The sequence below is a fragment of the Streptomyces sp. TLI_146 genome, from assembly GCF_002846415.1.
Classification (GTDB): Bacteria; Actinomycetota; Actinomycetes; order Streptomycetales; family Streptomycetaceae; genus Streptomyces.
In genome coordinates this window covers 7,765,658-7,789,459 of record NZ_PJMX01000001.1, presented here as the reverse complement: position 1 = coordinate 7,789,459, position 23,802 = coordinate 7,765,658, and the positions used below count along the sequence as shown (strand labels likewise).

Genomic DNA, 23,802 nt, shown 5'->3' with positions numbered 1-23,802 from the left:
CCATGGAGCTCCGGTCCGACGTGTGAGACAACCAGGAGTGTCCATGGGTGCTGCCAAGGTCGCGGTCGTGACGAGCGCCGCCGGGCTCGCGTACGACGTGGACCTCCCGCTGGTCGTCGACGCGCTGCGTGCCGACGGCCTGGCCGCCGAGGCGGTGGCCTGGGACGCGGACGGCGTGGAGTGGGGCGGATTCGACCGGGCGGTGATCCGTTCGACCTGGGACTACTCGGGACGCCTCGACGAGTTCCTCGCGTGGGCCGACAAGGCGGGGCGCGCCACCCGGCTGTGGAATCCGCTGCCGGTGGTGCGCTGGAACAGCGACAAACGTTATCTGCCGGAACTCGCCGGGCGCGGTGTCTCCGTCGTACCGACGCGGGTCATCGACCCGGGCGGGCGGTGCGAGGAGGCGGACTTCGATCTGCCCACCGGCGCGGTGGTCAAGCCTTCGGTGTCCGCCGGCGCCCGGGACACCGCGCGGTACGAGCCCGGCCGACACGCGGATGCCGCACGCCACGCCCGGATGCTGCTCGACCAGGGCCGCAGCGCGATGGTCCAGCCGTATCTCCCGCTGGTGGAGGAGGGCGAGCGCGCGCTGGTCTTCCTCGCCGCCCGGGACGGACTGACGTTCAGTCACGCCATCCGCAAACAGCCCGTGCTGACCGAACCCAATGTGATCGACAACTTCCGGGACGCGCACCCCGGCCTGGTTCCCCACGAGCCGACCGGGGCGGAGATCCGTACCGCGCTGGACGCGCTCGCGGCGGTTCCGGCGCCGGACGCCCTGCTGTTCGCGCGGGTGGACCTCGCGCTGGACGACAGCAGGGCACCGGTGGTGATGGAGCTGGAGCTCATCGAGCCGAACCTGTTTCTTCAGAGCGATCCGCGCGCACTTGAGCGGTTCGTCTCTGCCGTGGCGGCCGTGGGTTAGCGCCTAAGGCAGGGTGATGTCGACGCTCACCGGCAGGTGGTCGGAGGCTTCGCTGTCGATGACCTCCGCCTGCCGGGCGGCGATGCCCGACGAGGTGAGGACGTAGTCGATGCGCTTGTGCGGGCTGCGGGCGTCGAAGGTGTATCCGGCGCCCTCGCCGGCCGCGCGCCACGCGTCGCCGAGGTGCCTGGTCAGTACGCCGACCTCACGGGTGCCCGGTGTGGCGTTGAGGTCGCCGACCAGCACGGTGGGACGGCTGGAGTCCTCGATGACGCCGTTGATCGCCTCGGCCTGGGCGAGCCGCTCGGTCTGCGAGGTGTGCTCCAGGTGGGTGGTCAGGACCCGCACCGCCGTGCCGTCCACGTTGATGTCCGCCTCCAGCAGGCCGCGTTGCTCCCCTTCGCGCGGGCGGGGCAGCCGGGTGTTGTGGGCCTCGACGACCGGGAAGCGCGACAGGATCGCGGTCCCGTACTGGCGCCGGGGCGCCCCGGGCCGGGGCGGGTCGAGGCTGAGGTTGGCCCCGTAGACCACGTGCATGCCGAGGCGCTGGGCGAGCCAGGCCGCCTGGTCCACGAAGTCGCTGCGGGTGTCGTAGTGCCGGTCGACCTCCTGGAGGCCGATGACGTCGGCGCCGCTGTCCTTCACGACGCGGGCCACGCGATCGAGGGCGAGGTCGTCGTCGGCGCCCGCGCCGTGGTGGATGTTGTAGGTCAGCACGGTCAGGGTCTGCGGCGCGGCCGCCGCCGAGGACGTCGACGCGGCGGCCATCGGGAGGAGCGTGAGGACGAGAGCCAGTGCGGACCTGGCGCACACACGGATCACTGAACACCTCTGTCTTCTGGGAAGGTTCACGGAGGTTTACGAGGGTTTACGGATGTCGTCGGACGGGGTCGCGCACAACTCGGGACATGCCGACGCGCCCTGACGGCTCGGGTGCTGCTTCGGGCTGTCGGGCGACGTGGACATGGACGGGAACCGGGGGGCGGGCTTGGGGGCCTTGCTGTGTAACTCCCCACTTACCGAGCAACGTTGACAAAAATCATCCGATTGGATGGAAATTCGTCCCCTGGGGTGCGCTCCCGCTTCGAGGGCATACGCGCGGCTCGCCGCAGGGCGCGGGGCCGGGCCCGGCTTCCTTCCGCTGCGAGCCGACCTCGTAAAACGCTCGGGCGCCCGCCCCCCGGTGGGGTGCGGACGCCCGGTCCTTCTCGGTTCAGAGGCTTCAGAGGCCTCAGAAGGTGAGGTTCCAGCTGTCGATGCGGCCGGTGTCACCGGCCGCGTTGTCGTTCACACGCAGCTTCCAGGTGCCGTTGGCCACCCGCGCCGAGGCGTCGACGGTGTACGTCTGGTGGATGTCGTCCGCGCTGCCGCCGGTGTGGTTGTGCAGGGTGTACACGGTGCCGTCGGGGGCGACGAGGTCGACCTTCAGGTCACCGATGTAGGTGTGCACGATGTTCACCCCCACCTTGAGCGCGGCCGGCGCGTTGCCGCTCACACCGGAGACCGCCAGCGGGCTCTCCACGGTGGTGTTGTCGCCGATGGCGACATCGGCCGTGTTCTCGAAGTACTTGCCCGTCGGGACGGTGGCGCCGACCGCCTTGAGCGCGTCCACCTGGCCCTCGCCGAAGAACGCGTTCTTGGCGGTGGTGCCGGTGCACCGGCTGTCCGACGGGCAGGCGACGTCGTTGGCCTGGACGGCCAGCTTGTCGCGCAGCTGCGCCGGGGTGATGCCGGGGTTGGCGCTCGCCAGGAGCGCGGCCACGCCCACGACGTGCGGCGAGGCCATCGACGTACCGCTCTTGGTGCCGTACTTGCCGCCGGGCAGGGTGGAGTAGACGCCGTTGGAGCCGTCGCCGCCCGGGGCCGCGACGTCGATGACGCCGTCGCCGAAGTTGGAGTAGGACGCCTTCACGTTGCCGCTGCCCATCGCCGAGACGGTGACGACGCCCGGCAGCTCGGTCGGGATGTCGAGGCAGGCGTTGGTGATGCGGCGGCTGGTCGGCGTCGAGTCGTTGGGGCTCTCGGTGTCGGTCGTCTTGTTCGCCAGGTCGTAGTCGGAGTTGCCCGCGGCGGCGACCTGGAGGGAGCCCTTGCCCTCGGCGTACTCCTGGGCGCGGCGGACGCCCTCGATGATGGCGGCCTGGTCGGCGTTGTCCGGGCAGTTGAACTGCCACGGGTCGGTGTAGTAGCTGTTGTTGGTGACCTTGAAGCCGTGGTCACCGGCCCACACCAGACCGCAGACGGTGTTCTCGGCGTAGAAGAGCGTGGAGGTCGGCTCGGCCAGCCGGACCGAGGCGATCTTGACGCCCGGTGCGACGCCGACGACGCCCTTGCCGTTCTTGGCGGCGGCGATCGTGCCCGCGACGTGCGTGCCGTGGCTGTCCACGTCCCGCCAGGCACCGGCGCGGGTGTCCGGCTTGCCGTAGGCGCAGGAGACCGAGTCGGCGGCGTCGAAGTTGGCCGCGAGGTCCTGGTGCTGGTCGTCCACGCCCGTGTCGAGGATGCCCACCTTCACCGAGGCGGATCCGGTGGAGACGGCCCAGGCCTGGTCGGCCTTGATCTGGCTCATGTCCCAGCGGACCGGCTCACCGGTCGGAGTGGTGGACTGCGCGGGGTTGGCGGGCAGCGCCGGGTTGTACGCGTCGGCCGGGACGTCCGAGGTGCGGGTGGCGCCGACCTGCTGGACTCCGCTCACACCCCGCATGGTGGCGGCGAAGGTGCCGGAGGCGGAGTGGGCGACGACGACGCCGATCGCGTCGAAGGACGAGAAGACCGTGCCGCCGTTGGCGGTGACGGCCGAGCGCACCGCCGAGGTGTCACCGGGAGCGGTGATGACCAGGTAGGCGCGGGTGCCGGCGACCCAGGCCGCGCTCCGGGCCGGTGCCTTCGCGGCCGCGTGGGCCGGGGCGGCGGGCTTGGCCGGAGCGACGGGCTGGGTGCTCGCGAGGGCGGGAGCCGCGAAGGTCAGCGCGGCTCCGAGGGCGGCGGCCCCGACCAGGAAACGTCGGGGGCGTCTGGATATGGGGGGTATCAATGCGTCCTCCGATGACCCGGCGGGTACGGGTGGCACCTACCGGGTCGTACGAAACGAGTGGTGGACGCAAGATGTCAGATGATCACCCGGGGAGGGAAGTACCTTTCGCGGTACGGGTGTTCCGGCGGTGCGGCCGAAACGTGCCGGAAACATGGTCGTCGCCGACACACACCCCCCGGTGAGCTCGGCAAACGCTCAGAGCGCGTGCCCGGTCGTGGCGTCGACGTGGCCGGGCACATCGTCGTGGCGGTCGCCCACCGTGAGGGTCCCGGTGGGCTCGAACAGGAGGATCGAGGCACCGGACGCCGAGGACGGTTTGTGCTCGGTTCCGCGCGGCACGGTGAACACCGAGCCGGTGGCCAGGGTCACGGTCCGCTCGCCGCCCGACTCCCGCAGGGCGATGTCCAACTCCCCGTCGAGCACCAGGAAGAACTCGTCGGTGTGGTCGTGGACGTGCCACACGTGCTCGCCCTCGACCTTGGCGACGCGTACGTCGTAGTCGTTGACGCGGGTGACGATGCGGGGGCTCCACAGGGCGTCGAAGGAGGCCAGGGCCTGGCTCAGGGCGATGGGGTCGTTGCTCATGACCTCATCCTCGGCCGTGGTGCCCGGCCCCCGCGAGTGCTAGAAATCGCATATGCCGCAAGATTCCTCGCAGGGGCCCCGCGCCTCTCGCGTCCACCGGGTCGTCGTGATCGTCGACGAGAACTCCAACCCCTTCGAGCTGGGCTGTGTCACCGAGGTGTTCGGGCTGCGCAGGCCCGAACTCGGCCGTGACCTCTACGACTTCACGCTGTGCGCCCCCGAGCCGCACACCCTGATGCGGGACGGTTTCTTCACGCTCACGGGTGTGGCCGGGCTGGCAGCGGCCGACACCGCGGACACCCTGATCGTGCCCAACCGGCCGGACACCGAGGTGCCCCGGCGCCCCGCGCTCCTCGACGCCGTCCGCCGGGCCCACGCGCGCGGCGCACGGCTGGTGGGGATGTGCAGCGGTGCCTTCACCCTGGCCGAGGCCGGGGTGCTCGACGGGCGCCGGGCCACCGCGCACTGGCAGTGGGCCGACTCGTTCCGGGCCCGCTTCCCCGAGGTGGAGCTGCGGTCGGACGTGCTGTTCGTGGACGACGGCGACATCCTGACCTCCGCCGGGAGCGCCGCCGCCCTCGATCTGGGGCTGCACCTGGTCCGCCGCGACCACGGTGCCGAGGTGGCCAACTCGGTGAGCCGACGGCTGGTCTTCGCCGCCCACCGGGACGGCGGGCAGCGGCAGTTCGTGGAGCGGCCCGTGCCCGACGCCCCGGACGAGTCGCTGGCGCCGGTGCTCGCCTGGGCCCAGGAGCGGCTCGGCGAGCCCCTCACCGTGGCCGACATCGCCACCCGCGCGGCCGTCAGCCCCGCCACCCTGCACCGCCGCTTCCGCGTCCAGCTCGGCACGACCCCCCTGGCCTGGCTCACCGGCGAACGGGTCACCCTCGCCCGCCGGCTCATCGAACGCGGCGAACAGCGGCTCGACGCGGTGGCCCGGCTCAGCGGCCTGGGCACCGCCGCCAACCTGCGCGCCCGGCTGCGCCGCGAGACGGGCCTGAGCCCCTCCGCGTACCGGCGCCGCTTCGGCCCGGAACCGACACTCGCGCCGCGCTGACCGCGAGGGGGGCGGCCGTGCCGGGGAGGCGCGCCGCTCGGAGGGGCGGCGGCCGGGTAGGAGCTCAGCTCGCGCAGTACGTGTCCCGCTCGGGGCGCACTCCCGTGGTGAGGAACGTGGTGACCGCACGGTCGCCGCACGCGTTGCCGTTGTCCAGGTACATCCCGTGGCCGCCGCGGTTCACCGTGACCATGCGGGCCCGGTCGCCCCACGCCTCACGCATCTTCAGAGCGCCGAAGTACGGCGTCGCGGGGTCCCGCAGGCCCTGGATCATCAGGATGTTGGACGGCCCCTCATCGGTGATCCGGACCGGCTTCTCGGCCGGCGCGTCCTTGGAGAAGGCGCAGGGCAGCACATTGACGGGGCTGCCCGCCGTGAGCGGGTGGCGGATCCGGTCGGCCGCGACGGCCCGCTCGTACGAGCGCACGGACTTCGGCCAGCTCACGTCGTTGCAGAGCACCGCCACCACGACCGCGGCCTCCTGGTCGCTCAGGGGCCCGGCGAGCGGGGCGGGCAGGACGGGGGTCGCCGCCGGGTCCTGGGCCGCCTTGACGAGCCGCGCGAGCATCGGGAAGGAGGCGTCCGAGTAGAGGGCCATCTGGAGCGCCTGGCGCAGCTGGTTGCCGGTGAGCAGGACACCGTCCTTGGCCGTCTTCCTCGGCTCCGCGTCCAGCTTCGCCGCCAGGCCGATGACCAACGGCCTTACCTCATCGGTGCTTTCGGCCAGCCGCAACCCCTGGGCGTCCCGGGCCGGGTCGGAGGCCCAGGCCGCGAAGTCCGGGAAGCGGATGTCGGCCGCCGGTGACATGTTCGCCAGCCAGCCGCGCTCGACGCGCGCCGGGTCGGGGTCGCCGTTGCTGTCGAGCACCCAGCGGTCGGTGCGCTGCGGGAACATCTGCGCGTACACCGCTCCCACATAGGTCCCGTACGAGACGCCGTACGCCGACAGCTTGCGCTCGCCCAGTGCCTGGCGGAAGCGGTCGATGTCGCGGGCCTCGTTGCGGGAGGTGAAGCTGCGTAGGTCCGCGCCGCCGTTGCGGTGGCAGGCCTGGGCGATGCGGCGGGACCTGGCGACGTTCTCGCTGATGTCGCCGCCGGCGCCGGGCCACGACCTCAGACTCACCATCATCCGGTCGTCGTCGGAGAGTTCACAGCTCGCCGTGGTGCTGCCGCCCACGCCGCGCGGGTCGAGCCCGACGATGTCGTAGGCGCCGCCGGTCTCCTTGCGGAGCGCGGCCCCCCGCTCGGCCACCTCCCGCACCCCCGACCCGCCCGGCCCGCCGGGGATCACCAGGAGCGCTCCGCGCCGCCTGTCCGGGTGGTCGCCGCGCAGCCGGGAGACGGCGACGGTGAGGCTCGGGCCGTGCGGATCGGCGTAGTCGCGCGGCACGGGCAGCTGGGCGCACTCCCGCCCGGTCGCGTCGTCGGCACACGGCTTCCAGTCGAGCACGGGCGCCCCGGCGCCGCCGGAGCGGGCCTGGGCCGCCGGGACGGCGGTGGCGGTCAGGGCGGTGGTGGCGGCCGCGAGGGAGAGGGCGATCGCGAGGCCTCTGCGGCGGTAAGTCGTCATGGGACAAGGGTGGTTGAGCGGTGTGCGCGATCCCATCCGGCAGGCACGACGACCGGGGTGGGGCCAGCCCCCGGGGCCGTACACGGTCCCGGGGCACATGGTGTGTCTGTGGAGCACGCTCCCCTCATACGACACGGATGTCCGGCCCCGCCTTTGAAGCTGGCTCAGCGCACGATCTGGTCGCCGTCCGGCACGTCCTCCACCGTCACCGACGCACGCGGTTGCTTCAGCCCGAGCGCGACCGCCTTGGCCAGGCCGTCGAAGTCCCGGCCCTGGGGCTGCGGTACCGCTTCCCCGTCGCCGTACGCCTCGATCGCCCGGGTGAAGTAGCCGGGGTGCCAGGCGCCCACTGCACCCCTGACCTCGACGGCGGCGACCGGGCGCCCCGCCACGGCCTTGCGCAGGGCGGGCAGGATCTCGTCCGACCTCAGCTCGCCCGGCACCTGGAACAGACTGGCGTGGGCGCCGACCAGACCGGCGCCGCGCAGCCGGACCGTGACCGTCAGACAGCTGGTGACGGAGGGGTAGGTGAGCACACCGCCCCGGGCGACCTCCCTGACCTGACCCTCCGTCACAGTGGCGGTGGCGGGCGCCGAGTGGGCGGAGACCGCGGGGCGTGGCTGTGCCTGCGCGGGGCCTGCGACGGCGGTCGCGAGCAACGGCAGGGCCAACGCCAGCATCACGGCACGTGCTCCCGTACGGCTCCGGTGGGTTCGGTCGGTTCGGGTGGTTCGCTGGGACGGTTGCTGCGGGGACAAGAAGACTCCTGTTCGGGGGCGGGACTTGGGGACGGGACTCGGGCACGGGCCGTGGGCACGGCCTCGCCGCCGGGTATCTCGCCGTCGATTATCTCGCCGCCCAGTTCAGGGTGGCTTGAACAGGGTGGGGAAGCGCGGTGCCAGCCAGGGTTTGCGGCCCCAGGTCAGGACGCGGCCCCGGGCGATGGCCGCGCGGGGTTCGAGACGGCCGAGAGCCATCAGCAGGAACGTGACGGGCTCGACGTGGATGGTGCAGTCGGGGCGGTCCGGCGGCCGTTCACCCACCGTGGCCGCGCCCTCGGTGAACTCCACACCGAACCGGGCGCCGCCCCACAGACGGACGGTGTACCGCGCGTCGCACCCCCGCGCCGCCCCCGCGTCCACCACCCGTGGCATTGCCGCGAGCATGAACGGCAGGGTCAGCTCGACGCGCCGCCGGTCGAGCATGTGCGGGCGGCCCACCGCGCGGGCGATGTCGTACCCGTGGCCGAGCATGTGCGTGAGCAGATACGCGCCCAGCGTCGGCAGGTCCATGGTGCCCATTGGGGTGGCCAGCGGCCCCGCTTCCCCCTGGCCGACCGCTCCGGCCGCGTCTAGGTAGGCCGTCGCCCCGGCCACGATCATCTCGGCCAGCGGCTCGGCCGCCCGTTCGCCGAACTCGGCGAGGGCCCGCGCGTTGGCCGCCGCGATGCTCCCGGGCGTGCCGTCCCCGTGGCCGCGTTCGTGCCCCGCCGCGACCTCGGCCATCAGCTGGTTGGCCTGCGCCAGGTGCGCGGCCGTCTCCCCCAGCGTCCACTCGAGACCCGGTACGGGGACGCTCGTGTCGCGGGCCCCGCGCAGCAGCAGCGCGATGTCCTCGGCGGTGCCGCGTATCGCGTCCCCGAGCCCCGGCGGCAGGGGTGTCCCACTCGACTGGTGTGCGCTCATGGCGCCGGAGCCTGCCCCAGGCCGTGCCGCCTGTCCAGGGCCGGGCGGTTCCGGTCGCGGCGGCGACGAAGATCCACGGGTATCGACAGGAGACGCGCGGGTCGTACACAGTGGCCTCTCGTCCGTCGTGACCGAGCCAGCAGCGCCGAGGAGCCACCGTGACCAAGTGGGCAGGCCGGACCGCCACCGAGATAGCCGAGGCCGTGCGGCAGAAGGTGGTCACACCCCGCGAGGTGGTCGCCGACCACCTGGCCGCGATCGCCGCGCGGAACGGGCGGGTCGGCGCGTTCCGCGTGGTGCGCGCCACCGCCGCGCTCGCCGAGGCGGACGAGGTCGGGGCGCGTACGGACCTGTCCCGGCTGCCGCTCGCCGGCGTGCCGGTCGCCGTCAAGGACAACCTGCCCGTACGCGGCGAATCCACCCGCAACGGCTCCGCGGCCACCCCCACCGCCCTCGCCGCCGAGGACCATGCCACGGTCGCCCGGCTGCGGGCGGCGGGCGCGGTGGTGGTGGGGCTCACGCACGTACCGGAGTTGTGTGTCTTCGGGACCACCGACGGGGTGCACGGCATCGCGCGCAACCCCTGGGACCCGTCGCGTACGGCGGGCGGTTCCTCCGGGGGCAGCGCGGCCGCCGTCGCGGCGGGCCTGGTGCCGCTCGCGCTCGGCAACGACGGCATGGGGTCCTTGCGTATCCCGGCCGCGCACTGCGGTCTGATCGGCCTCAAGCCGGGCACCGGGCGGGTGCCGAGTCTCGGCGGTGCCTGGTTCGGGATGTCGGAGAACGGCCCGCTGGCCACGACGGCGGCCGACGCGCGGCTGATGTTCTCGGTGCTCGCGGACGAGACGGAGCCCGGCGCCGAGCCCGCCGACCCTCCTCGCGGGCTCAGGATCGCGGTGTCGACGCGCAGCCCGATCGCCGGAGTGCGCGTCGGCGGCGCGTACGCCTCGCTCGCCCGCCAGGCGGCCCGGGTGCTGGTGGAGGCCGGGCACCGGGTGTCGGCCGCCCATCCGCCCTACCCCCTCAGCTTCGGCACGGTCATCCTGGCCCGCTGGACGGGAGGCACCGCGCAGGACGCCGAGGGGCTCGACCCGCGCCTGCTCGCCCCGCGCACCCGGCGGCACGCGGCCGTCGGGCGGGCCGCCGGGCGGCTCGGGATGCTGCGCGCGGACCACCGGGGCGCGCTCAACAAACGGCTCGCGCCGTTCTTCGAGGAGTACGACGTCCTGCTCACGCCCGCGCTGGCCCGGCGCGGCCCGGCCGCCGACGCCTGGCACGAGCGCGGCTGGCTGGCCAACATCGCGGTCAACACGGCCTGTTCTCCGATGACCCCGCCGTGGAACCTCTCCGGCAACCCCGCCCTCGCCATGCCGTTCGGCTCGCTGCCGACGGGCCTGCCCGGCTCCGTACAGCTCGTCGGCCGCCCCGGCTCGGAGCACCAACTCCTCGGCCTGGTCGCCCAGTTGGAGCGCTCCCGCCCGTGGAGGCGCACGGCACCGGCTACCGGCCAGGGCCGGGGTTGACTGAGAGCGCACTCCAATTCGTAGCGTCCGAGGCATGACGACGCACACGACATCGCACACGACCGGTACGACCACCACCGCGACTCCTCAGCGCAGGATCGGATCGGGTTTCGGCTCCCGCAGCACCGCGCGGGAGGTGCTGCGGGGCGTCGACCTCACGGGGAAGCTCGCCCTCGTCACCGGCGGCTACTCGGGCCTCGGCCTGGAGGCGACCCGGGCGCTGGCCGCCGCCGGGGCCCGGGTGGTGGTGCCCGCCCGGCGGCGCGCCGCCGCCGAGGAGGCACTGGCAGGCATCACCGGCCCCGGAGGCGTCGAGGTCGACACCCTGGACCTCTCCGACCTGGACAGCGTCCGCGCCTTCGCCGACCGCTTCCTGGCGTCGGGCCGGGGCATCGACATCATGATGGACAACGCCGGGGTCATGGCCTGCCCCGAGACCCGGGTGGGGCCGGGCTGGGAGGCGCAGTTCGCGACCAACCACCTCGGCCACTTCGCCCTCGTCAACCGCCTCTGGCCGGCGCTGGTGGCGGGCGGGGCGCGGGTGGTGGCGGTGTCCTCGCGGGGCCACCAGCTCTCCGGCATCCGCTGGGACGACGTGCACTTCGCCCGGGGCTACGACAAGTGGCTGGCGTACGGGCAGGCCAAGACGGCCAACGTGCTCTTCGCCGTCCACCTCGACGCCCTGGGACGGGACGCGGGCGTGCGGGCGTTCGCGCTGCACCCCGGCGAGATCCTCACACCTCTGACGCGGCATGTCTCGCGCGGGGAGATGCTCGACGCGGGGTGGGTCGACGAGGAGGGCAACGTCTCCGGCTCGTTCAAGACGCCGGAGCAGGGTGCGGCCACCCAGGTCTGGGCCGCGACCTCCCCCCGGCTGACGGGTCTCGGCGGTGTCTACTGCGAGGACTGCGACATCGCGGAACCCGCGGACGCCGACGGGGACGAGCTCGCCGACGGCACGGTGGCGCGCGACGAACTCACGCCGGGTGTCGGCGCCCACGCCACGGACCCGGAGCAGGCCGCCCGGCTGTGGCGGCTCTCCGCCGAGCTGACCGGGGTGGACGCGTTCGCGGAAAGCGCCTGACGCGGGAGCGGGGGCGGTCGGGGGCATCCCCGCTCCCGACCGCCCCCCACCTACGTAAATGAACCTTCAACCGTCCCGCGTCGCCCGCGAGTTGGCGGGCGGTCAAGGTGACTGGCGCCGGGCGCACATGGCATGATCGCCTTCGCGTTACTCCCGGGTAACGACCCCCCTCCTCCCATCCGAAGGTCACATCTACGTGCGCACGTTCACCACACGCCTCCTGGTGCCCGGCCTGGCCACCCTGGCCCTGGCCGCCACCGGCTGCTCCTCGGCCGGAACCGGCAGCACGGCGCAGCCGGGCAGCACCGCCACCACCGCGGCGGCCGCCGACACGCAGCAGCTCGACGTGGCCGCCGCGCCGCAGGAGGCGTCGGCGCCGACGGCCGTGGCCCGCACCCGTACGGGCAAGGGCCACCCGGAGAAGTCCTCGCTGAAGGTCGCCTCCTACGACAAGACGAGCCGACGGGCCGTCATATCCAGCGCCCCGCAGCGGCACACCGGTGCGCCCGGCCACTCCCCCGCGCCCGACAAGCCCGTCGCCGTCGGCGACGTCATCGCCAGCGCTCCGGCGCCGGGCGCCCCCAACGGACTGCTCGCCAAGGTCACCGAGGTCGTCGGGAAGACCGACAGCGGCACCGAGGTGAAGACCGCCTCCACCACCCTCGCCTCGGTCCTCAAGGACGACAAGGCCGACGGCAAGGTCCCGGTCGACCCGTCCTCGGTCAAGGTCGAGCCCCTGATGAAGGGCGTCACCTTCTCCTGGGCCAAGACCAAGGGCCTCACGTTCGGGCCCAAGGGCGCCAAGCTGCCGCTGGGCAACCTGCGCCTGGACGTGAACGCCGCGGTGGACACCGCCAAGGACGCGCCCGCCTCCGCCGGCGCCTCGGTCTCCGGCTTCGTCCAGCTCGCCCCCGAGGTGGAGTTCTCCTACGACGGCGGCTCCGGCGGCATCGGGCCGCGCTCCGCGTTCCTCGGCATGAGCGGCGACTGGTCCTCGCAGTGGGCGCTCAAGGGCCGCGCCGCCGCGAGCACCGGCGCGCCCAAGCGCATCCCCTTCGCCAAGCTGCACAGCGCGCCCGTCATCCAGGTCGGCCCGGTCCCGGTCGTCGTCAACCTCGACCTGACCTGCTATGTCCAGGTCGAGGCCGACGGCCGCGTCACGCTCGACGTCCAGCAGGACGTCAAGGGCGACTTCCGCGTCGGCGGCAGCTACGCCTCCGGCAAGGGCTGGACCCCGGTCAGCACCTCCGCCGTGCACAGCACTCCGGTGACCGCCACCGTCGCCGCGTCCGGGCGCGTCAAGGGCGCCCTCGGCGCCGAGGCGTCGGTCGGCCTGTACGGGGCCGTCGGCGTCAGCGCCGACTTCGCCCCCTATCTGCGCGGCGAGGCCGACGCCAAGGCGACCGCGTCCACCGACGGCAAGACGTCCGTGTCCGGTGCCTGGGCCGTCTACGGCGGCTTCGACCTGAGCGGCCGGCTCCACTTCCAGCTGTCCCTGTTCGGCACCCCGGTCATCGAGCGCCGCATCCCGCTCGGCGCCCTCCACAAGGAGTGGCCGCTGGCGAGCGGGCACGCGGAGAAGTAGCCGCCTCGGACAGGTGTGAGTGGGCCGGAAGGCAGGTCGCCTTCCGGCCCACTCGTATGTCCGCACGTGGGTGTCGGAGCCCTGTGGTCGCCACCCGGGCGCCGCCCACGAGGTGCGCGCCCCGGGGCCCGGGGGGCATTCTTGCTGTATCACCTACCGCGCGGCGTCGCGGGCGAGGGCAGACCGATGACTGAGAGCGCCGAGAGCCAGCACTGGGCGCCGGGAAGACTGACCGCACTGCTCACCGGGGCCGTGGCGGAGGCCATGCGCGCCGTCGGCGGCCACGTGGGGGGCGTGTACCTGCGCTCCAGCACACCCGGGCTGCTGCGGCTCGCCGTGCTCGCCGGGCTGCCCGGACCGCTCTTCCGCCCCTGGTGGCGCATGCACGTGGACCGGCCGTTCCCGGTGGCCGACGCCCACCGGCTCGGCGTCGAGATCCAGCTCGCCGACCCCACCGAGACCATGCGCCGCTACCCGCAGCTCGCGGCCGGGCTGCCGTTCCGGTTCGGGTCGGTGTACGTGCCGGTGGTGGGGGCGTCGACGGCGTACGGAGTCCTCAGCGTGGTGCGCCCGGCGACAGCGGACGCCTCGTCGGCGCCCCTGGACCGCGACCGTCTCACGGAGGCGGCGCAGGCCCTGGGCGCCGCCCTCCTCGAACTGGAGGCGGACGGCCCCGGCGTCGTCTGGGACGGCGAGCCGCTGTGCGTACCGCCCCCGGGCGACGGGGCTCCGGAAGGCGGCACGGGCCGCGTCGCGCCCGGGGACGGCGCGGCCGAGCTGCTCCCCGACGGCGTCTTCACCCTGGACCGGCTCGGCCGGTTCCGTTACGTCAACCCGCGCGCCGCCCTGCTCCTCGGCCGGCCGCGCGCCGAGCTGCTCGGGCAGTCCCTGTGGCACGCGGTGCCGTGGCTGGAGCAGCCCGCGTACGACGACCAGCTGCGCGGCGCCCTGCTGTCCAGGGACCCGGTGCACTTCCAGGTCAGACGCCCGCAGCCACCCGGTGCGGGGCCGGGGTCCGGGGAGCGGTACGGCGACCGGCTCTCGCTGTCCGTCTACCCGGGCCCCGACGGTCTGACGTTCACGGCGGTCCCGGTGGGCCGGGAGGCGCAGGCCACCACGGCCGCCTCCCACCCCGGGCGCGACGGGCGGGAGGACGGTGCCCCACCGTTCGGGCCGCTGACGGCCCCGGCGGCGCTCGCCGACGTCCCGGCCGCGGCGGGCGCGTCCGCGAACGGGACGGACTCCCTCTACCCTCCGGTCATCCTCGCCCTGGCCCTGAGCGAGGCGGTCACCGCCCGCCAGGTCTCCGCCGTGGTGATGCAGGAGCTGCTCCCGGCGTTCGGCGGCCGTCGCCTGGCCATCTATCTGCTCCAGGACCGGCACCTCTACCTCGCCTGGGAGAGCGGCTTCCCCAAGGGCTTCCTGGACCCCTTCGACGGGGTCGCGCTCGACGTACGGCTGCCCGGCGTCGAGACGCTCACCACTGGCCGCCCCCTCTTCTTCGAGTCGATGCAGCAGCTCGCGGCGGCCTATCCCGGCATCGCCCTGGACGCCGAGGAGGGCGCCCGTGCCTTCCTGCCGCTGATCGCCTCCGGACGCCCGGTCGGCTCGTGCATCCTCGGCTTCGACCGGCCGCGCGGCTTCAGCCCGCAGGAGCGCACGGTCCTCACCGCGCTCGCCGGGCTGGTCGCCCAGGCCCTGGAGCGGGCCCAGCGCTACGACACGGAGGCCGCCCTCGCCCGCGGCCTCCAGGCGGCCCTGCTCCCCCACCGCCTCCCCGTACACCCCCGGGTGGAGACGGCGGGACGCTATCTGCCCGGCACCCAGGGCATGGACGTGGGCGGCGACTGGTACGACGTCGTCGAGGCCGGGGACGGGCTCGCCCTGGTCATCGGCGACGTGCAGGGGCACGGGGTGCAGGCCGCGGCCACCATGGGCCAACTCCGTAGCGCGGTACGGGCCTTCGCGCTCGGCGGGCATCCGCCCGAGGAGGTCATGAGCGGCACCAACCGGCTGCTCATCGACCTCGACCCGGGCCAGTTCGCCAGCTGCTGCTACATCCGGCTCGACCCCCTGACCGGCGCCGCCCGGGCCGCCCGCGCCGGACACCCGCAGCCGCTGCTGCGCCGCCCCGACGGCCGCACCGAGGTCCTGGACCTGCCCGGCGGCGTGGTGCTCGGGGTGGCCCCGGACGCCGTGTACCCGGTGGTGGACCTGCATCTGGAGCCGGGCGCGGTGCTCGCCCTGTACACCGACGGGCTGGTCGAGCGGCCCGGCACCGACATCGACGAGGGCATCGAACGGCTCCGCGCGGCCCTGGCCCGGGCCGCCACCCCCACCCGCCGCACCGGCCCCTCCCTGGGCGGCACCGCGGACCTGCTCATCGAGGAGGCCCGCCAGGCCACCGACCGCCCGGACGACATCGCGCTGCTGCTCACCACGCGCCGCGCCACCCGCTGACGTGCCCTGCCCCGGCGGCCGTGACCTTCGCCGCAAACCGCGCCCGCCCGTTGTGGACCGGCCCGGGGAGCTGATCAAGTACGTACGACATCACGTACGAGCGCGCCGCGAAGCCGCTGTGCCGAGCGGGAGACCAGGAGAACGCCCCATGACGACCGGGTACTTCACGTCCGTGGACGATGTCTCCGCGCGCCTCGCCGAGACCGGCTATCTGGCCTCCCAAGCCGTCGCCACCACCGTCTTCCTCGCCGACCGGCTCGGCAAGCCGCTGCTCGTCGAGGGCCCGGCGGGCGTCGGCAAGACGGAGCTGGCCAAGGCGGTCGCCCAGGTCGCGGACGCCGAGCTCATCCGGCTCCAGTGCTACGAGGGTGTCGACGAGTCCCGCGCGCTGTACGAGTGGAACCACGCCAAGCAGCTGCTGCGGATCACCGCGGGCCGCGACGAGTCGTGGGACGAGACCCGCACGGACATCTTCGGCGAGGAGTTCCTGCTCTCCCGCCCGCTGCTCACGGCCATCCGCGGCGGCGACCCGAAGGTCCTGCTCATCGACGAGATGGACAAGGCGGACGTGGAGGTCGAGGGGCTGCTCCTGGAGGTCCTCAGCGACTTCCAGGTCACCGTGCCGGAGCTCGGCACGATCACGGCGACCCGCCGCCCCTTCGTGGTGCTCACCTCCAACGCGAGCCGAGAGCTCTCCGAGGCTCTGCGCCGCCGCTGCCTCTTCCTCCACATCGGCTTCCCCGAGGAGGAGTTGGAGCGCAGGATCGTACGGATGAAGGTGCCCGGGCTCGACGAGGCGCTGGCCGCGTCCGTGGTGCGGGTGGTCGGGGCGCTGCGGGCAATGGACCTGCGCAAGGTGCCGTCGGTGTCGGAGACGGTCGACTGGGCCCGTACGCTGCTCGCGCTCGGCGCCGGCACCCTCGACGAGAACGTGGTGCGCGACAGCCTCGGCGTCCTGCTCAAACACCAGGACGACATGCTGAAGGCCGCCGCCAAACTCGACCTGGACGCCGTGTGACCGCGCTCCCCGACCGGGTCACCGAGCTGGTCCGGACGCTGCGGACGCACGGCCTTCGCATCGGCCCGGGCGAGACCGTCGACGCCGCGGCCGCCCTGGAGGTGCTCGGCCTCGGCGACCGCGAGCGGGTGCGGGAGGGGCTGGCGGCCGCGCTGCTGCACCACGAGGGGCAGCGGGCGGTCTTCGACCCCGTCTTCGACCTGTACTTCCCGCTGCGCGTCGGCGCACCGGCCGCGTCGGACGGTGACACGGCCGGGCTGCGCGAGCGGCTGGCCGCGGCCCTCGCCGCCAACGACCAGGCGGCCCTCGGTCAGTTGGCGGCCGAGGCGGTGGACAGCCTCGGGGGGTACGGCGCCTCGCCCGGCTCGGACGGCTTCTCCGCGCACCAGACGCTGGACCGGCTGCGGCCCCAGACGCTGCTCGCGCGGGTACGGGCCACGCTCGCCCAGGGAGCCCGGGGCGCCGACTTCACCGACCGGCTCACCGACGACGAGATCCGCCGCCGCATCGAGGGGTTCCGGCAGCGGGTGGGCAGCGAGGCGCGCCGCCGGGTCGCCGAGCGGCGCGGCGCGGACGAGATCGCGCGCCGGGCCCTGCGGCCCACCGCCGACCGGGTCGACTTCCTGGTGGCGGGCCGCGCCCAACTCGACGAGCTGCGCAGGTCGGTGCACCCGCTGGCGCGCAAACTGGCCACCCGCCTCGCGGCGCGCCGCCGCCGCGCGGCCCGCGGGCGGATCGATCTGCGCCGCACCTTGCGCGGCTCGCTGTCGACCGGCGGCGTCCCCATGCGCCCGGTGCTGCGCCGCCGCCGTCCGGTACGCCCCGAACTCGTGCTGCTCTGCGATGTGTCCGGCTCGGTCGCGGGGTTCGCGAACTTCACGATGCTGCTCGTCCAGGCGCTCCACGACCAGTTCAGCAAGGTGCGGGTGTTCGCGTTCGTCAACCGCGTGGACGAGGTCACCGGGCTGCTGCGCAAGGGCGCGGCGGACCCGGCGGGCCTCGGTGACCGTATCGCCGGTGAGGCGGCGGTGACCGGCTGGCACGGCAGCAGCGACTATGGCACCTCGCTGGGGGAGTTCGCCGAGCGCCACCTCGACGCGGTCGGCCCGCGCACCGCCGTCTTCGTCCTCGGTGACGCCCGTACCAACATGGCCGACCCGAACCTGCCCGCGCTGCGGCGCATCGCCGAGCGCGCCCGCCGGGTCTACTGGCTCAACCCCGAACCGGCGTCCCAGTGGGGCACCGGGGACTCGGCCGCGCTCGCCTACGCCGAGCTGGTCGAGATGCACGTGTGCCGCAACGCGCACCAGCTCGGCGGCCTGGTCGCGCGGCTGCTGCCGGTCTGAGCCGAATGGGCCCTAGCCGCCGGCGGGTTCGATGTTCTGGTTGGCGTGGAACAGGTTGCGCGGGTCGTAGGCGCGCTTGACGGCGGCCAGGCGGTCGTACTGGTCGCGGTAGGTGGCCCTGACCCGCTCCTGGCCCTCGCCTGCGCCGATGAAGTTCACGTAACTGCCGCCCATGGAGTGCGGGTGCAGCTCCTCCCAGTAGTCGACGCACCACTGCTTGATGGTCTCGGCGTTGGCCGGGTCGGGGTCGATGCCGCCGATGACGCCGGACCAGACGGCGTCCCGGTAGCCCCAGGCCGTGTCGCCCGGCTTGATCCGGTGGGCGGCGCCGTCGACCGGGTACAGGTGCATGGTCGACAGGTCGGTGGGGATGCCCTCGGCGTACTTGGCGTGGACGTCGATGGCCCCGTCGGTGATCCGGTCGAAGAAGTCACCGCGCCAGTACCACTGCAGGCCCTTGGGGATCAGCTCGTCGAACATGCTCTGCACCATCGGGTACGGCATGGGTGCCGTGAAGTGGAAGGCGGGCGGGCCGGGTTCGCCGACCGGCTCGAAGACCTTGTCGGCCTGGTCCGGGTCGCCGGTCCAGCACCACACCACGCCGCACATCTTCTGCCCGTGGATCTCCTCCGGGAACGGCGGCCCGGGCGGGACGACGAGCACCGCGAAGAACCCGTTGAGGTCCTCGGGCGCCTGCGGCAGGAACTCGCGGTACCAGCGCAGTACGTCGCCGATGCGGTCCAGCGTCCAGACGGTGACGCCGAGCACCACGGTGTGCACCGGGTGCAGCGAGAAGGTGAAGGAGGTGACGACGCCGAAGTTCCCGCCGCCGCCGCGCAGCGCCCAGAACAGGTCCGGGTGGTTGCGCTCGTTGGCGGTGACGAAACTGCCGTCCGCCAGCACCACGTCGGCGGCCAGCAGGTTGTCGATGGTCAGACCGTACTTGCGGGTCAGATGGCCGTGGCCGCCGCCAAGCGTCAGCCCGCCGACGCCGGTCGTCGACATGATGCCGGCCGGGGTGGCCAGACCGAACGCGTGCGCCGCGTGGTCCAGGTCGCCGAGCAGGGATCCACCGCCGACCTGGGCGATCTCCGCCGAGGGGTCGACGCGTACCCAGCGCATGGGCGACAGGTCGACGGTGACGCCGTCCTCCACCAGGCACAGGCCCGGGCCGCTGTGGCCCCCGCCGCGCACGGCGAGTTCGAGGCCGTGGTCGCGGACGAAGTCGACCGCGTCGATGACGTCGCCCGCGTCCGCGCACCGGACGATCGCGGCGGGCCGCCGGTCGATCGACGCGTTGTAGATGGTGCGGGCCTGCGTGTACTCCTGGTCCTGCGGGCCGATGACCGGACCGCGCAGTACGGTCCGCATCGCCTCCAGCGTCGTGCCGTCCATGGCGATCTCCTAGCAAGCGCACGGTACGGTCCGTGATCCCGCCCGGCCCTTCCCCTGCTGGGCCGCCGGTGGGTCGGTGCGCGCGCCGGTGCCCCGGCGTCCCACCGGTCTCGGCCGGGCACGGACGCCACAGGGCTGACACCTCAAGCGTCTCGCCGCGGGCGGAGACTCGCAATCCCCGGCGGACGCGGCCCGGCTCCGGAGATGACCGGGCCCGCTCCCGGGCGCACGATGGGGGGCATGGACGGCCCTTTCGGTGACATCAGCACACCGGGGCGCCTCGCCGACCCGGCGGCGGGCGTCAGCCCCGAGGAACTCGCCCTTGCGGCCCGCAACCACGGGCTGCCCCTGGAAGCTCTGCGCTACGACGTCACCCCGCCCGGACTGCACTACGTCCTGGTCCACTACGACATCCCGTACGCCGACGCGGACGACTGGCAGCTCACCGTAGGCGGCCGGGTGCGCACCGCGCTCACCTTCGGCCTGGCGGCGCTCCGCGCCTTCCCGGCGGTCACCCACCGGGTGACGATGGAGTGCGCGGGCAACGGCCGGGCGCTGCTCTCCCCGCGCCCGGTCAGCCAGCCGTGGCTGGTCGAGGGGGTGGGGACCGCCGAGTGGACCGGGGTGCCGCTGCGCACCCTGCTCGCCGAGGCGGGGGTGGAGCCGGACGCCGTCGAGGCGGTGTTCACCGGGGCGGACCACGGCGTCGAGCGCGGGGTGGAGCAGGACTACCAGCGCAGTCTGCCGCTGGCGGACGCGCTCGGGCCCGATCCCGAGGTGCTGGTGGCGTACGAGATGAACGGCGGCCCGCTGCCGCCGCAGCACGGCCACCCGGTGCGCCTCGTGGTCCCGGGGTGGTACGGCATGGCACACGTGAAGTGGCTGCGTGACATCACGCTCACCGCGACCCCGTTCACCGGCTTCCAGCAGCAAGTGGCCTACCGCTTGCGGCAGTCCGCCGACGACCGGGGCGAGCCGGTCACCCGGATCGCCCCGCGCGCGCTAATGATCCCGCCCGGCTTCCCCGACTTCATGTCCCGCACACGTGTCGTACGCCCCGGCCCCTGGCCGCTGGAGGGCCGGGCGTGGTCGGGGCGGGCGCCGGTCACCCGGGTCGAGGTGAGCACGGACGGCGGGCGCGGTTGGTACGAGGCCGAACTCGACCCGGCGGACGGCCACGCCTGGGCCTGGCGCCGCTGGCGGGCGCCCTGGAGGGCCACCCCCGGCAGCCACGTCCTGAGCGCCCGGGCCACCGATGCCGACGGTGCCACCCAGCCGCTCACCCAGCCCTGGAACCGGGGCGGCTTCGCCAACAACCTCGTCCAGCGGGTCAGCGTGTTCTGCCCGCCGGACGGCTGAGCCGGACGGTGTGTGCGCGCGAAGTCAGGCTCAGGAGGGCTTCGTGGCGGAGAGCGCGGTGACCTTCACGGTGTCCTCGCACTCGGCGAACACCCCGTCGTCCATGGCGGTCTGGTGGTGCCCGGCGCCCGGTACCCCGAGGACGACGGTCGGATACGAGCGCGGCGTGGAGCCGGACACGCAGTACCCGTCGCCCTCGCCCTGGACCTGGACGAAGGTGAGCTTCGTCCAGGCGTGGGCGCCCGGGGCGAGCGTGACGGTGGAGGCGGTGCCGATGTGGGTGGCGGTGAAGGGGACGTTGTGGTCCGGGGAGCCGTTGCCCGCGCCGCCCACCGTGACGAACCCCTTCACCGTGCAGGGGTGCGCTGAGGTGTTGGCGAAGCCGACGACCGCCGCGCCTGTGCCCGTGCCCTCCGGGTGCTTGGCGGGCTGGTGGCCGGGGGTGACCTTCAGGTCGCTGATCCCGCACTTGGGGGCGGCGTGCTTGGGCTTGGCGGTTCCCGCCGGGACCGTGGGGGCCTCGGTGGTGGGCTCGGTGGTGTGGGGCGTGGCCTTGGCGGTCGGGATGACCGGGGACGCGGCCCCGGTGTCGGGTCCCTTGCCGCCGCCCGGCTCACAGCCGACCACCAGCACACCGGCCACCACGGCCGTCGCCGCAACCGTCATCGCACGTCGCAGGTTCGAGTAGTCCATGACTTCCCCCGAGGGTATGGCCGGCACACCCCGGCACTCGTCGTACAACACACCGCCGCGGCCGCAATGGTTCACACGTACGCACCCGTGTGGCACGACAGTTACAAACCATCACCCAACAGCGCCGAAAGCGGCGCATCCGCGACCTCGGCGGCGGGACGCGACAGATACAGCGCGGTGTGGAAAGCGCCGTCGGCCTCCTTGCCCCTGGGGTCCTCACCGGCCGCGGTCACCGCGTCGACGGCGTAGCGCCGCTCCCGCTCACCGGTGAAGCGGCGCTGCGGGAAGGTGGGCGCGGTCAGCTTCTCGGTGACCAGGCCGTGGGCGGCCAGGCTGTCGGCGACGGCCCGGTAGGAGCCGGTGCGCAGGACGAACGCCGCCACCCACACGGGGCCCTCGACGCTCGCGAGGAGCGGGGTGAAGGTGCGGGCGGACAGGAAGCTGGCTCCGCCGGTGACGGTGATCAGACGCGTGTGCCGTACGGCCCGGAGCAGCGCCCGGCTCGGCGGCGCCGCCTCCAGGTTCTCGGCGAAGCCCTCGTCGAGCAGACCCACCGCCCGCGCGTAGGCGATGGCGTGCGCGGCCATGTCGAGCCCGATCACGCGCACCGCGTCGGGGCGGCGGCGGGCCGCGTAGAGCGCGCGGTCGCGCTCCACGAGCTCGGCGGTGGTGAGTGCGGCGGCGTCCGCCGCGGCGTAGTGCTCGTACAGCTCCTCCAGGGTCAGATCGTGGCGCAGGAGGGCGGCGTTGATGCCGTACGAGCAGCAGAGGTCGAGCACGGTCGCCGGGCCCTGCTCGCGCCCGGCGGCCGTACGTGCGGCGAGCAGGCGCCGGAACACGCGCTGGGCGTGGTGGGGTGTCTGGTATCCCCAGGGGCGCAGCGCGCGGAAGTAGGCGCGCGGGTCGGGCTGGTCGTAGGCGTCATCGAAGCGCGTCATCCCCTGGGCGTCGGAGCGGGACTCCTCCGCGGGGGCGTGGCCCCTCGGCTGTGCCTCGGTCATGCCGCCGCCCTTCCCCGCCTCGTGCGCGCCGCCGTCGCGTGCGAAGTCATACGTAACGTGCCGCGCGGGCGGCGGGGAAGGGCGCGAATCCGCCAGGGCGGGCGTCCGCGTCAGCGGAAGGCCGCCACCCCGCACCCCACTGGGCCGTGGTGGTCCCGGTCGCCGCCTTCGTGGCCCCGGCCGGATTTGACCGCCGGGCGGCCGGATCGTAGCGGCCGGATCGTACGCCGAGCGCGGCCGCCGTCGATATGGATCAATCAGCCACGCCCCGCCGCCCGTTGAGCGGCGTCGCGGCCCAGGAACCGGGACCGGCGGCACCCGCCCTTGGCCCGCCCGCACCGGGCCCCGGCATGATCGGGAGTGACGACACACCCACCCTCACCCGGAGGACGACCATGCCGTTCCAGCCCGACCGACTCTCCGTTCCGCTCGTCCAGGCGCCGATGGCGGGCGGCGCCTCCACCCCCGAACTGGCCGCGGCCGTGAGCGAAGTGGGCGGACTCGGCTTCCTGGCCGCCGGATACCGCACCGCGCAGGGCATGCGGGAGCAGATCGTCCGGATCCGGGAGCTGACGGGCGGCCCGTTCGGGGTCAACCTCTTCGTACCGGGTCCTGTGGCCGCGTCGAGCGCCGAGGCGGTGGCCGCCTACCGCGAGGAGCTCCTCGCCGACGCCGCCGAGTTCGGCGTCACCCTGCCCGTACCCGCCGAGGAGGGCGACGACGACGGGTGGGACGAGAAGCTCGACGTCCTGGTGCGCGAGCCCGTGCCGGTGGTGTCCTTCACCTTCGGCCTGCCCGGCGCATCCGTCGTCGAGGCGCTGCACCGGGCGGGCAGCCATCTGATCGGGACCGCCACCACGGTCGCCGAGGCCGAGGCGGCCGAGGCCCTCGGGGTGGACGCGCTCTGCCTCCAGGGCCCGGACGCGGGCGGCCACCGGGCCACCCACGACGCCGCGGCCGAGCCGTCGGACCTGCCGCTGCCCGACCTGCTGGCGGCCGCCCGCGAGCGGGTGCGGATCCCCCTGATCGCGGCGGGCGGCCTCGGCACCGGCGAGGACATCGCCGCCGTGCTGGCGGCCGGTGCCGTCGCCGCGCAGCTCGGTACCGTCTATCTGCGCACCCATGAGTCGGGGGCCTCGCGGACGCACCAGGACGCGCTCGTCGACCCGCGCTTCACCGAGACCGTGGTCACGCGCGCGTTCTCCGGACGGCCCGCGCGGGGCCTGCGCAACCGGTTCATCGACGCCCACGACGCGACCGCCCCCGATGCGTATCCGCAGGTCCACCACCTGACCAAGGGGCTGCGCGCCGCCGCGGCCAAGAGCGGGGACGCCGAGCGGCTCCATCTGTGGGCGGGCAGCCGCCACCGCCTGGCCCGGGCCGTACCGGCCACCGTCCTCACCCGCGACCTGTGGGAGGAGACCCGGGCGGCCGCCGGGTGATCCGCCCCCAGGGTCCGCGCGCGTTTGACAGGTCTTC

The 23,802-nt window shown here is 73.8% G+C and carries 19 protein-coding genes; 10 read left to right on the top strand and 9 right to left on the bottom strand.

What is annotated here, in order from left to right; all coding sequences use genetic code 11:
* Positions 1-43: 43 nt before the first annotated feature.
* Positions 44-928, top strand: a complete 885-nt coding sequence (locus BX283_RS34650; protein WP_101391350.1) for a RimK family alpha-L-glutamate ligase — start codon at positions 44-46, stop codon at positions 926-928.
* Between the two features lie 3 nt (positions 929-931).
* Here the strand turns inward: BX283_RS34650 and BX283_RS34645 are convergent, their stop codons facing one another.
* The 3 genes from BX283_RS34645 to BX283_RS34635 all read right to left on the bottom strand — a co-directional run bounded on the left by BX283_RS34645 (position 932) and on the right by BX283_RS34635 (position 4,547).
* A complete protein-coding gene (locus tag BX283_RS34645; RefSeq protein WP_218976539.1) occupies positions 932-1,741 on the bottom strand; it encodes an endonuclease/exonuclease/phosphatase family protein in 810 nt (269 codons plus the stop codon).
* Positions 1,742-2,159: 418 nt separating this feature from the next.
* Positions 2,160-3,962: a S8 family serine peptidase gene (locus tag BX283_RS34640; RefSeq protein WP_257584069.1), complete on the bottom strand. Its 1,803-nt coding sequence runs from the start codon at positions 3,960-3,962 to the stop codon at positions 2,160-2,162.
* A gap of 195 nt (positions 3,963-4,157) precedes the next feature.
* On the bottom strand, positions 4,158-4,547 hold the full coding sequence (locus tag BX283_RS34635; protein WP_101391349.1) for a cupin domain-containing protein: 390 nt from the start codon (positions 4,545-4,547) through the stop codon (positions 4,158-4,160).
* A gap of 52 nt (positions 4,548-4,599) precedes the next feature.
* Here BX283_RS34635 and BX283_RS34630 point away from each other — a divergent pair, with 52 nt between their 5' ends.
* Positions 4,600-5,604: a helix-turn-helix domain-containing protein gene (locus BX283_RS34630; RefSeq protein ID WP_101391348.1), complete on the top strand. Its 1,005-nt coding sequence runs from the start codon at positions 4,600-4,602 to the stop codon at positions 5,602-5,604.
* 64 nt (positions 5,605-5,668) lie between these two features.
* Here the strand turns inward: BX283_RS34630 and BX283_RS34625 are convergent, their stop codons facing one another.
* The 3 genes from BX283_RS34625 to BX283_RS34615 all read right to left on the bottom strand — a co-directional run bounded on the left by BX283_RS34625 (position 5,669) and on the right by BX283_RS34615 (position 8,859).
* Complete coding sequence (locus tag BX283_RS34625) at positions 5,669-7,174, bottom strand: alpha/beta hydrolase (protein ID WP_101391347.1); 1,506 nt, start codon at positions 7,172-7,174, stop codon at positions 5,669-5,671.
* A gap of 164 nt (positions 7,175-7,338) precedes the next feature.
* Positions 7,339-7,854 carry a hypothetical protein gene (locus BX283_RS34620; protein WP_101391346.1) on the bottom strand — a complete coding sequence of 172 codons (516 nt, stop codon included), beginning with the start codon at positions 7,852-7,854 and terminating at the stop codon, positions 7,339-7,341.
* A gap of 183 nt (positions 7,855-8,037) precedes the next feature.
* Entirely contained in the window at positions 8,038-8,859 is an 822-nt protein-coding gene (locus BX283_RS34615) for a maleylpyruvate isomerase family mycothiol-dependent enzyme (RefSeq protein WP_101391345.1), read from the bottom strand.
* A 158-nt stretch (positions 8,860-9,017) separates the two neighbouring features.
* On the opposite strand from BX283_RS34615, the gene BX283_RS34610 reads away from it, so the two are divergent.
* The 6 genes from BX283_RS34610 (at position 9,018) to BX283_RS34585 (ending at position 17,875) form a co-directional block, all read left to right on the top strand.
* Positions 9,018-10,382 (top strand): amidase, encoded by a 1,365-nt coding sequence (locus BX283_RS34610; protein WP_101391344.1) that lies wholly within the window; start codon positions 9,018-9,020, stop codon positions 10,380-10,382.
* Between the two features lie 34 nt (positions 10,383-10,416).
* The gene (locus tag BX283_RS34605; RefSeq protein WP_101391343.1) at positions 10,417-11,466 is read left to right on the top strand and encodes an SDR family NAD(P)-dependent oxidoreductase; all 1,050 of its coding nucleotides are present in this window, start codon (positions 10,417-10,419) and stop codon (positions 11,464-11,466) included.
* Positions 11,467-11,662: 196 nt separating this feature from the next.
* Positions 11,663-13,051, top strand: a complete 1,389-nt coding sequence (locus BX283_RS34600) for a hypothetical protein (protein ID WP_101391342.1) — start codon at positions 11,663-11,665, stop codon at positions 13,049-13,051.
* A gap of 186 nt (positions 13,052-13,237) precedes the next feature.
* Positions 13,238-15,511: a SpoIIE family protein phosphatase gene (locus BX283_RS34595; RefSeq protein ID WP_101391341.1), complete on the top strand. Its 2,274-nt coding sequence runs from the start codon at positions 13,238-13,240 to the stop codon at positions 15,509-15,511.
* Positions 15,512-15,659: 148 nt separating this feature from the next.
* A complete protein-coding gene (locus BX283_RS34590; RefSeq protein ID WP_101391340.1) occupies positions 15,660-16,529 on the top strand; it encodes a MoxR family ATPase in 870 nt (289 codons plus the stop codon).
* Complete coding sequence (locus BX283_RS34585; RefSeq protein ID WP_101391339.1) at positions 16,526-17,875, top strand: VWA domain-containing protein; 1,350 nt, start codon at positions 16,526-16,528, stop codon at positions 17,873-17,875. The genes BX283_RS34590 and BX283_RS34585 overlap by 4 nt, the downstream gene beginning before the upstream one ends.
* Before the next feature lie 12 nt (positions 17,876-17,887).
* On the opposite strand, the gene BX283_RS34580 is transcribed toward BX283_RS34585, so the two are convergent.
* A complete protein-coding gene (locus BX283_RS34580) occupies positions 17,888-19,270 on the bottom strand; it encodes an FAD-binding oxidoreductase (RefSeq protein ID WP_101391338.1) in 1,383 nt (460 codons plus the stop codon).
* Between the two features lie 240 nt (positions 19,271-19,510).
* On the opposite strand from BX283_RS34580, the gene BX283_RS34575 reads away from it, so the two are divergent.
* Positions 19,511-20,629 (top strand): sulfite oxidase, encoded by a 1,119-nt coding sequence (locus BX283_RS34575; RefSeq protein ID WP_101391337.1) that lies wholly within the window; start codon positions 19,511-19,513, stop codon positions 20,627-20,629.
* Between the two features lie 30 nt (positions 20,630-20,659).
* On the opposite strand, the gene BX283_RS34570 is transcribed toward BX283_RS34575, so the two are convergent.
* Together BX283_RS34570 and BX283_RS34565 are read right to left on the bottom strand one after the other, a co-directional pair.
* The gene (locus BX283_RS34570) at positions 20,660-21,322 is read right to left on the bottom strand and encodes a DUF4232 domain-containing protein (RefSeq protein ID WP_101391336.1); all 663 of its coding nucleotides are present in this window, start codon (positions 21,320-21,322) and stop codon (positions 20,660-20,662) included.
* Between the two features lie 101 nt (positions 21,323-21,423).
* A complete protein-coding gene (locus tag BX283_RS34565) occupies positions 21,424-22,323 on the bottom strand; it encodes a hypothetical protein (protein WP_257584068.1) in 900 nt (299 codons plus the stop codon).
* A 395-nt stretch (positions 22,324-22,718) separates the two neighbouring features.
* On the opposite strand from BX283_RS34565, the gene BX283_RS34560 reads away from it, so the two are divergent.
* Positions 22,719-23,765, top strand: coding sequence for a nitronate monooxygenase family protein (locus tag BX283_RS34560; protein ID WP_101391335.1), 1,047 nt, complete (start codon positions 22,719-22,721; stop codon positions 23,763-23,765).
* Positions 23,766-23,802 lie beyond the last annotated feature (37 nt).

What these genes read in the sequence shown, in the direction of transcription:
- BX283_RS34650 (WP_101391350.1), top strand. Translation starts at nt 44, where the DNA reads ATGGGTGCTGCCAAGGTCGCGGTCGTGACGAGCGCCGCCGGGCTCGCG.
- BX283_RS34635 (WP_101391349.1), bottom strand. Translation starts at nt 4,547, where the DNA reads ATGAGCAACGACCCCATCGCCCTGAGCCAGGCCCTGGCCTCCTTCGAC.
- BX283_RS34630 (WP_101391348.1), top strand. Translation starts at nt 4,600, where the DNA reads ATGCCGCAAGATTCCTCGCAGGGGCCCCGCGCCTCTCGCGTCCACCGG.
- BX283_RS34625 (WP_101391347.1), bottom strand. Translation starts at nt 7,174, where the DNA reads ATGACGACTTACCGCCGCAGAGGCCTCGCGATCGCCCTCTCCCTCGCG.
- BX283_RS34620 (WP_101391346.1), bottom strand. Translation starts at nt 7,854, where the DNA reads ATGCTGGCGTTGGCCCTGCCGTTGCTCGCGACCGCCGTCGCAGGCCCC.
- BX283_RS34615 (WP_101391345.1), bottom strand. Translation starts at nt 8,859, where the DNA reads ATGAGCGCACACCAGTCGAGTGGGACACCCCTGCCGCCGGGGCTCGGG.
- BX283_RS34605 (WP_101391343.1), top strand. Translation starts at nt 10,417, where the DNA reads ATGACGACGCACACGACATCGCACACGACCGGTACGACCACCACCGCG.
- BX283_RS34595 (WP_101391341.1), top strand. Translation starts at nt 13,238, where the DNA reads ATGACTGAGAGCGCCGAGAGCCAGCACTGGGCGCCGGGAAGACTGACC.
- BX283_RS34590 (WP_101391340.1), top strand. Translation starts at nt 15,660, where the DNA reads ATGACGACCGGGTACTTCACGTCCGTGGACGATGTCTCCGCGCGCCTC.
- BX283_RS34580 (WP_101391338.1), bottom strand. Translation starts at nt 19,270, where the DNA reads ATGGACGGCACGACGCTGGAGGCGATGCGGACCGTACTGCGCGGTCCG.
- BX283_RS34575 (WP_101391337.1), top strand. Translation starts at nt 19,511, where the DNA reads ATGGACGGCCCTTTCGGTGACATCAGCACACCGGGGCGCCTCGCCGAC.
- BX283_RS34570 (WP_101391336.1), bottom strand. Translation starts at nt 21,322, where the DNA reads ATGGACTACTCGAACCTGCGACGTGCGATGACGGTTGCGGCGACGGCC.
- BX283_RS34565 (WP_257584068.1), bottom strand. Translation starts at nt 22,323, where the DNA reads ATGACCGAGGCACAGCCGAGGGGCCACGCCCCCGCGGAGGAGTCCCGC.
- BX283_RS34560 (WP_101391335.1), top strand. Translation starts at nt 22,719, where the DNA reads ATGCCGTTCCAGCCCGACCGACTCTCCGTTCCGCTCGTCCAGGCGCCG.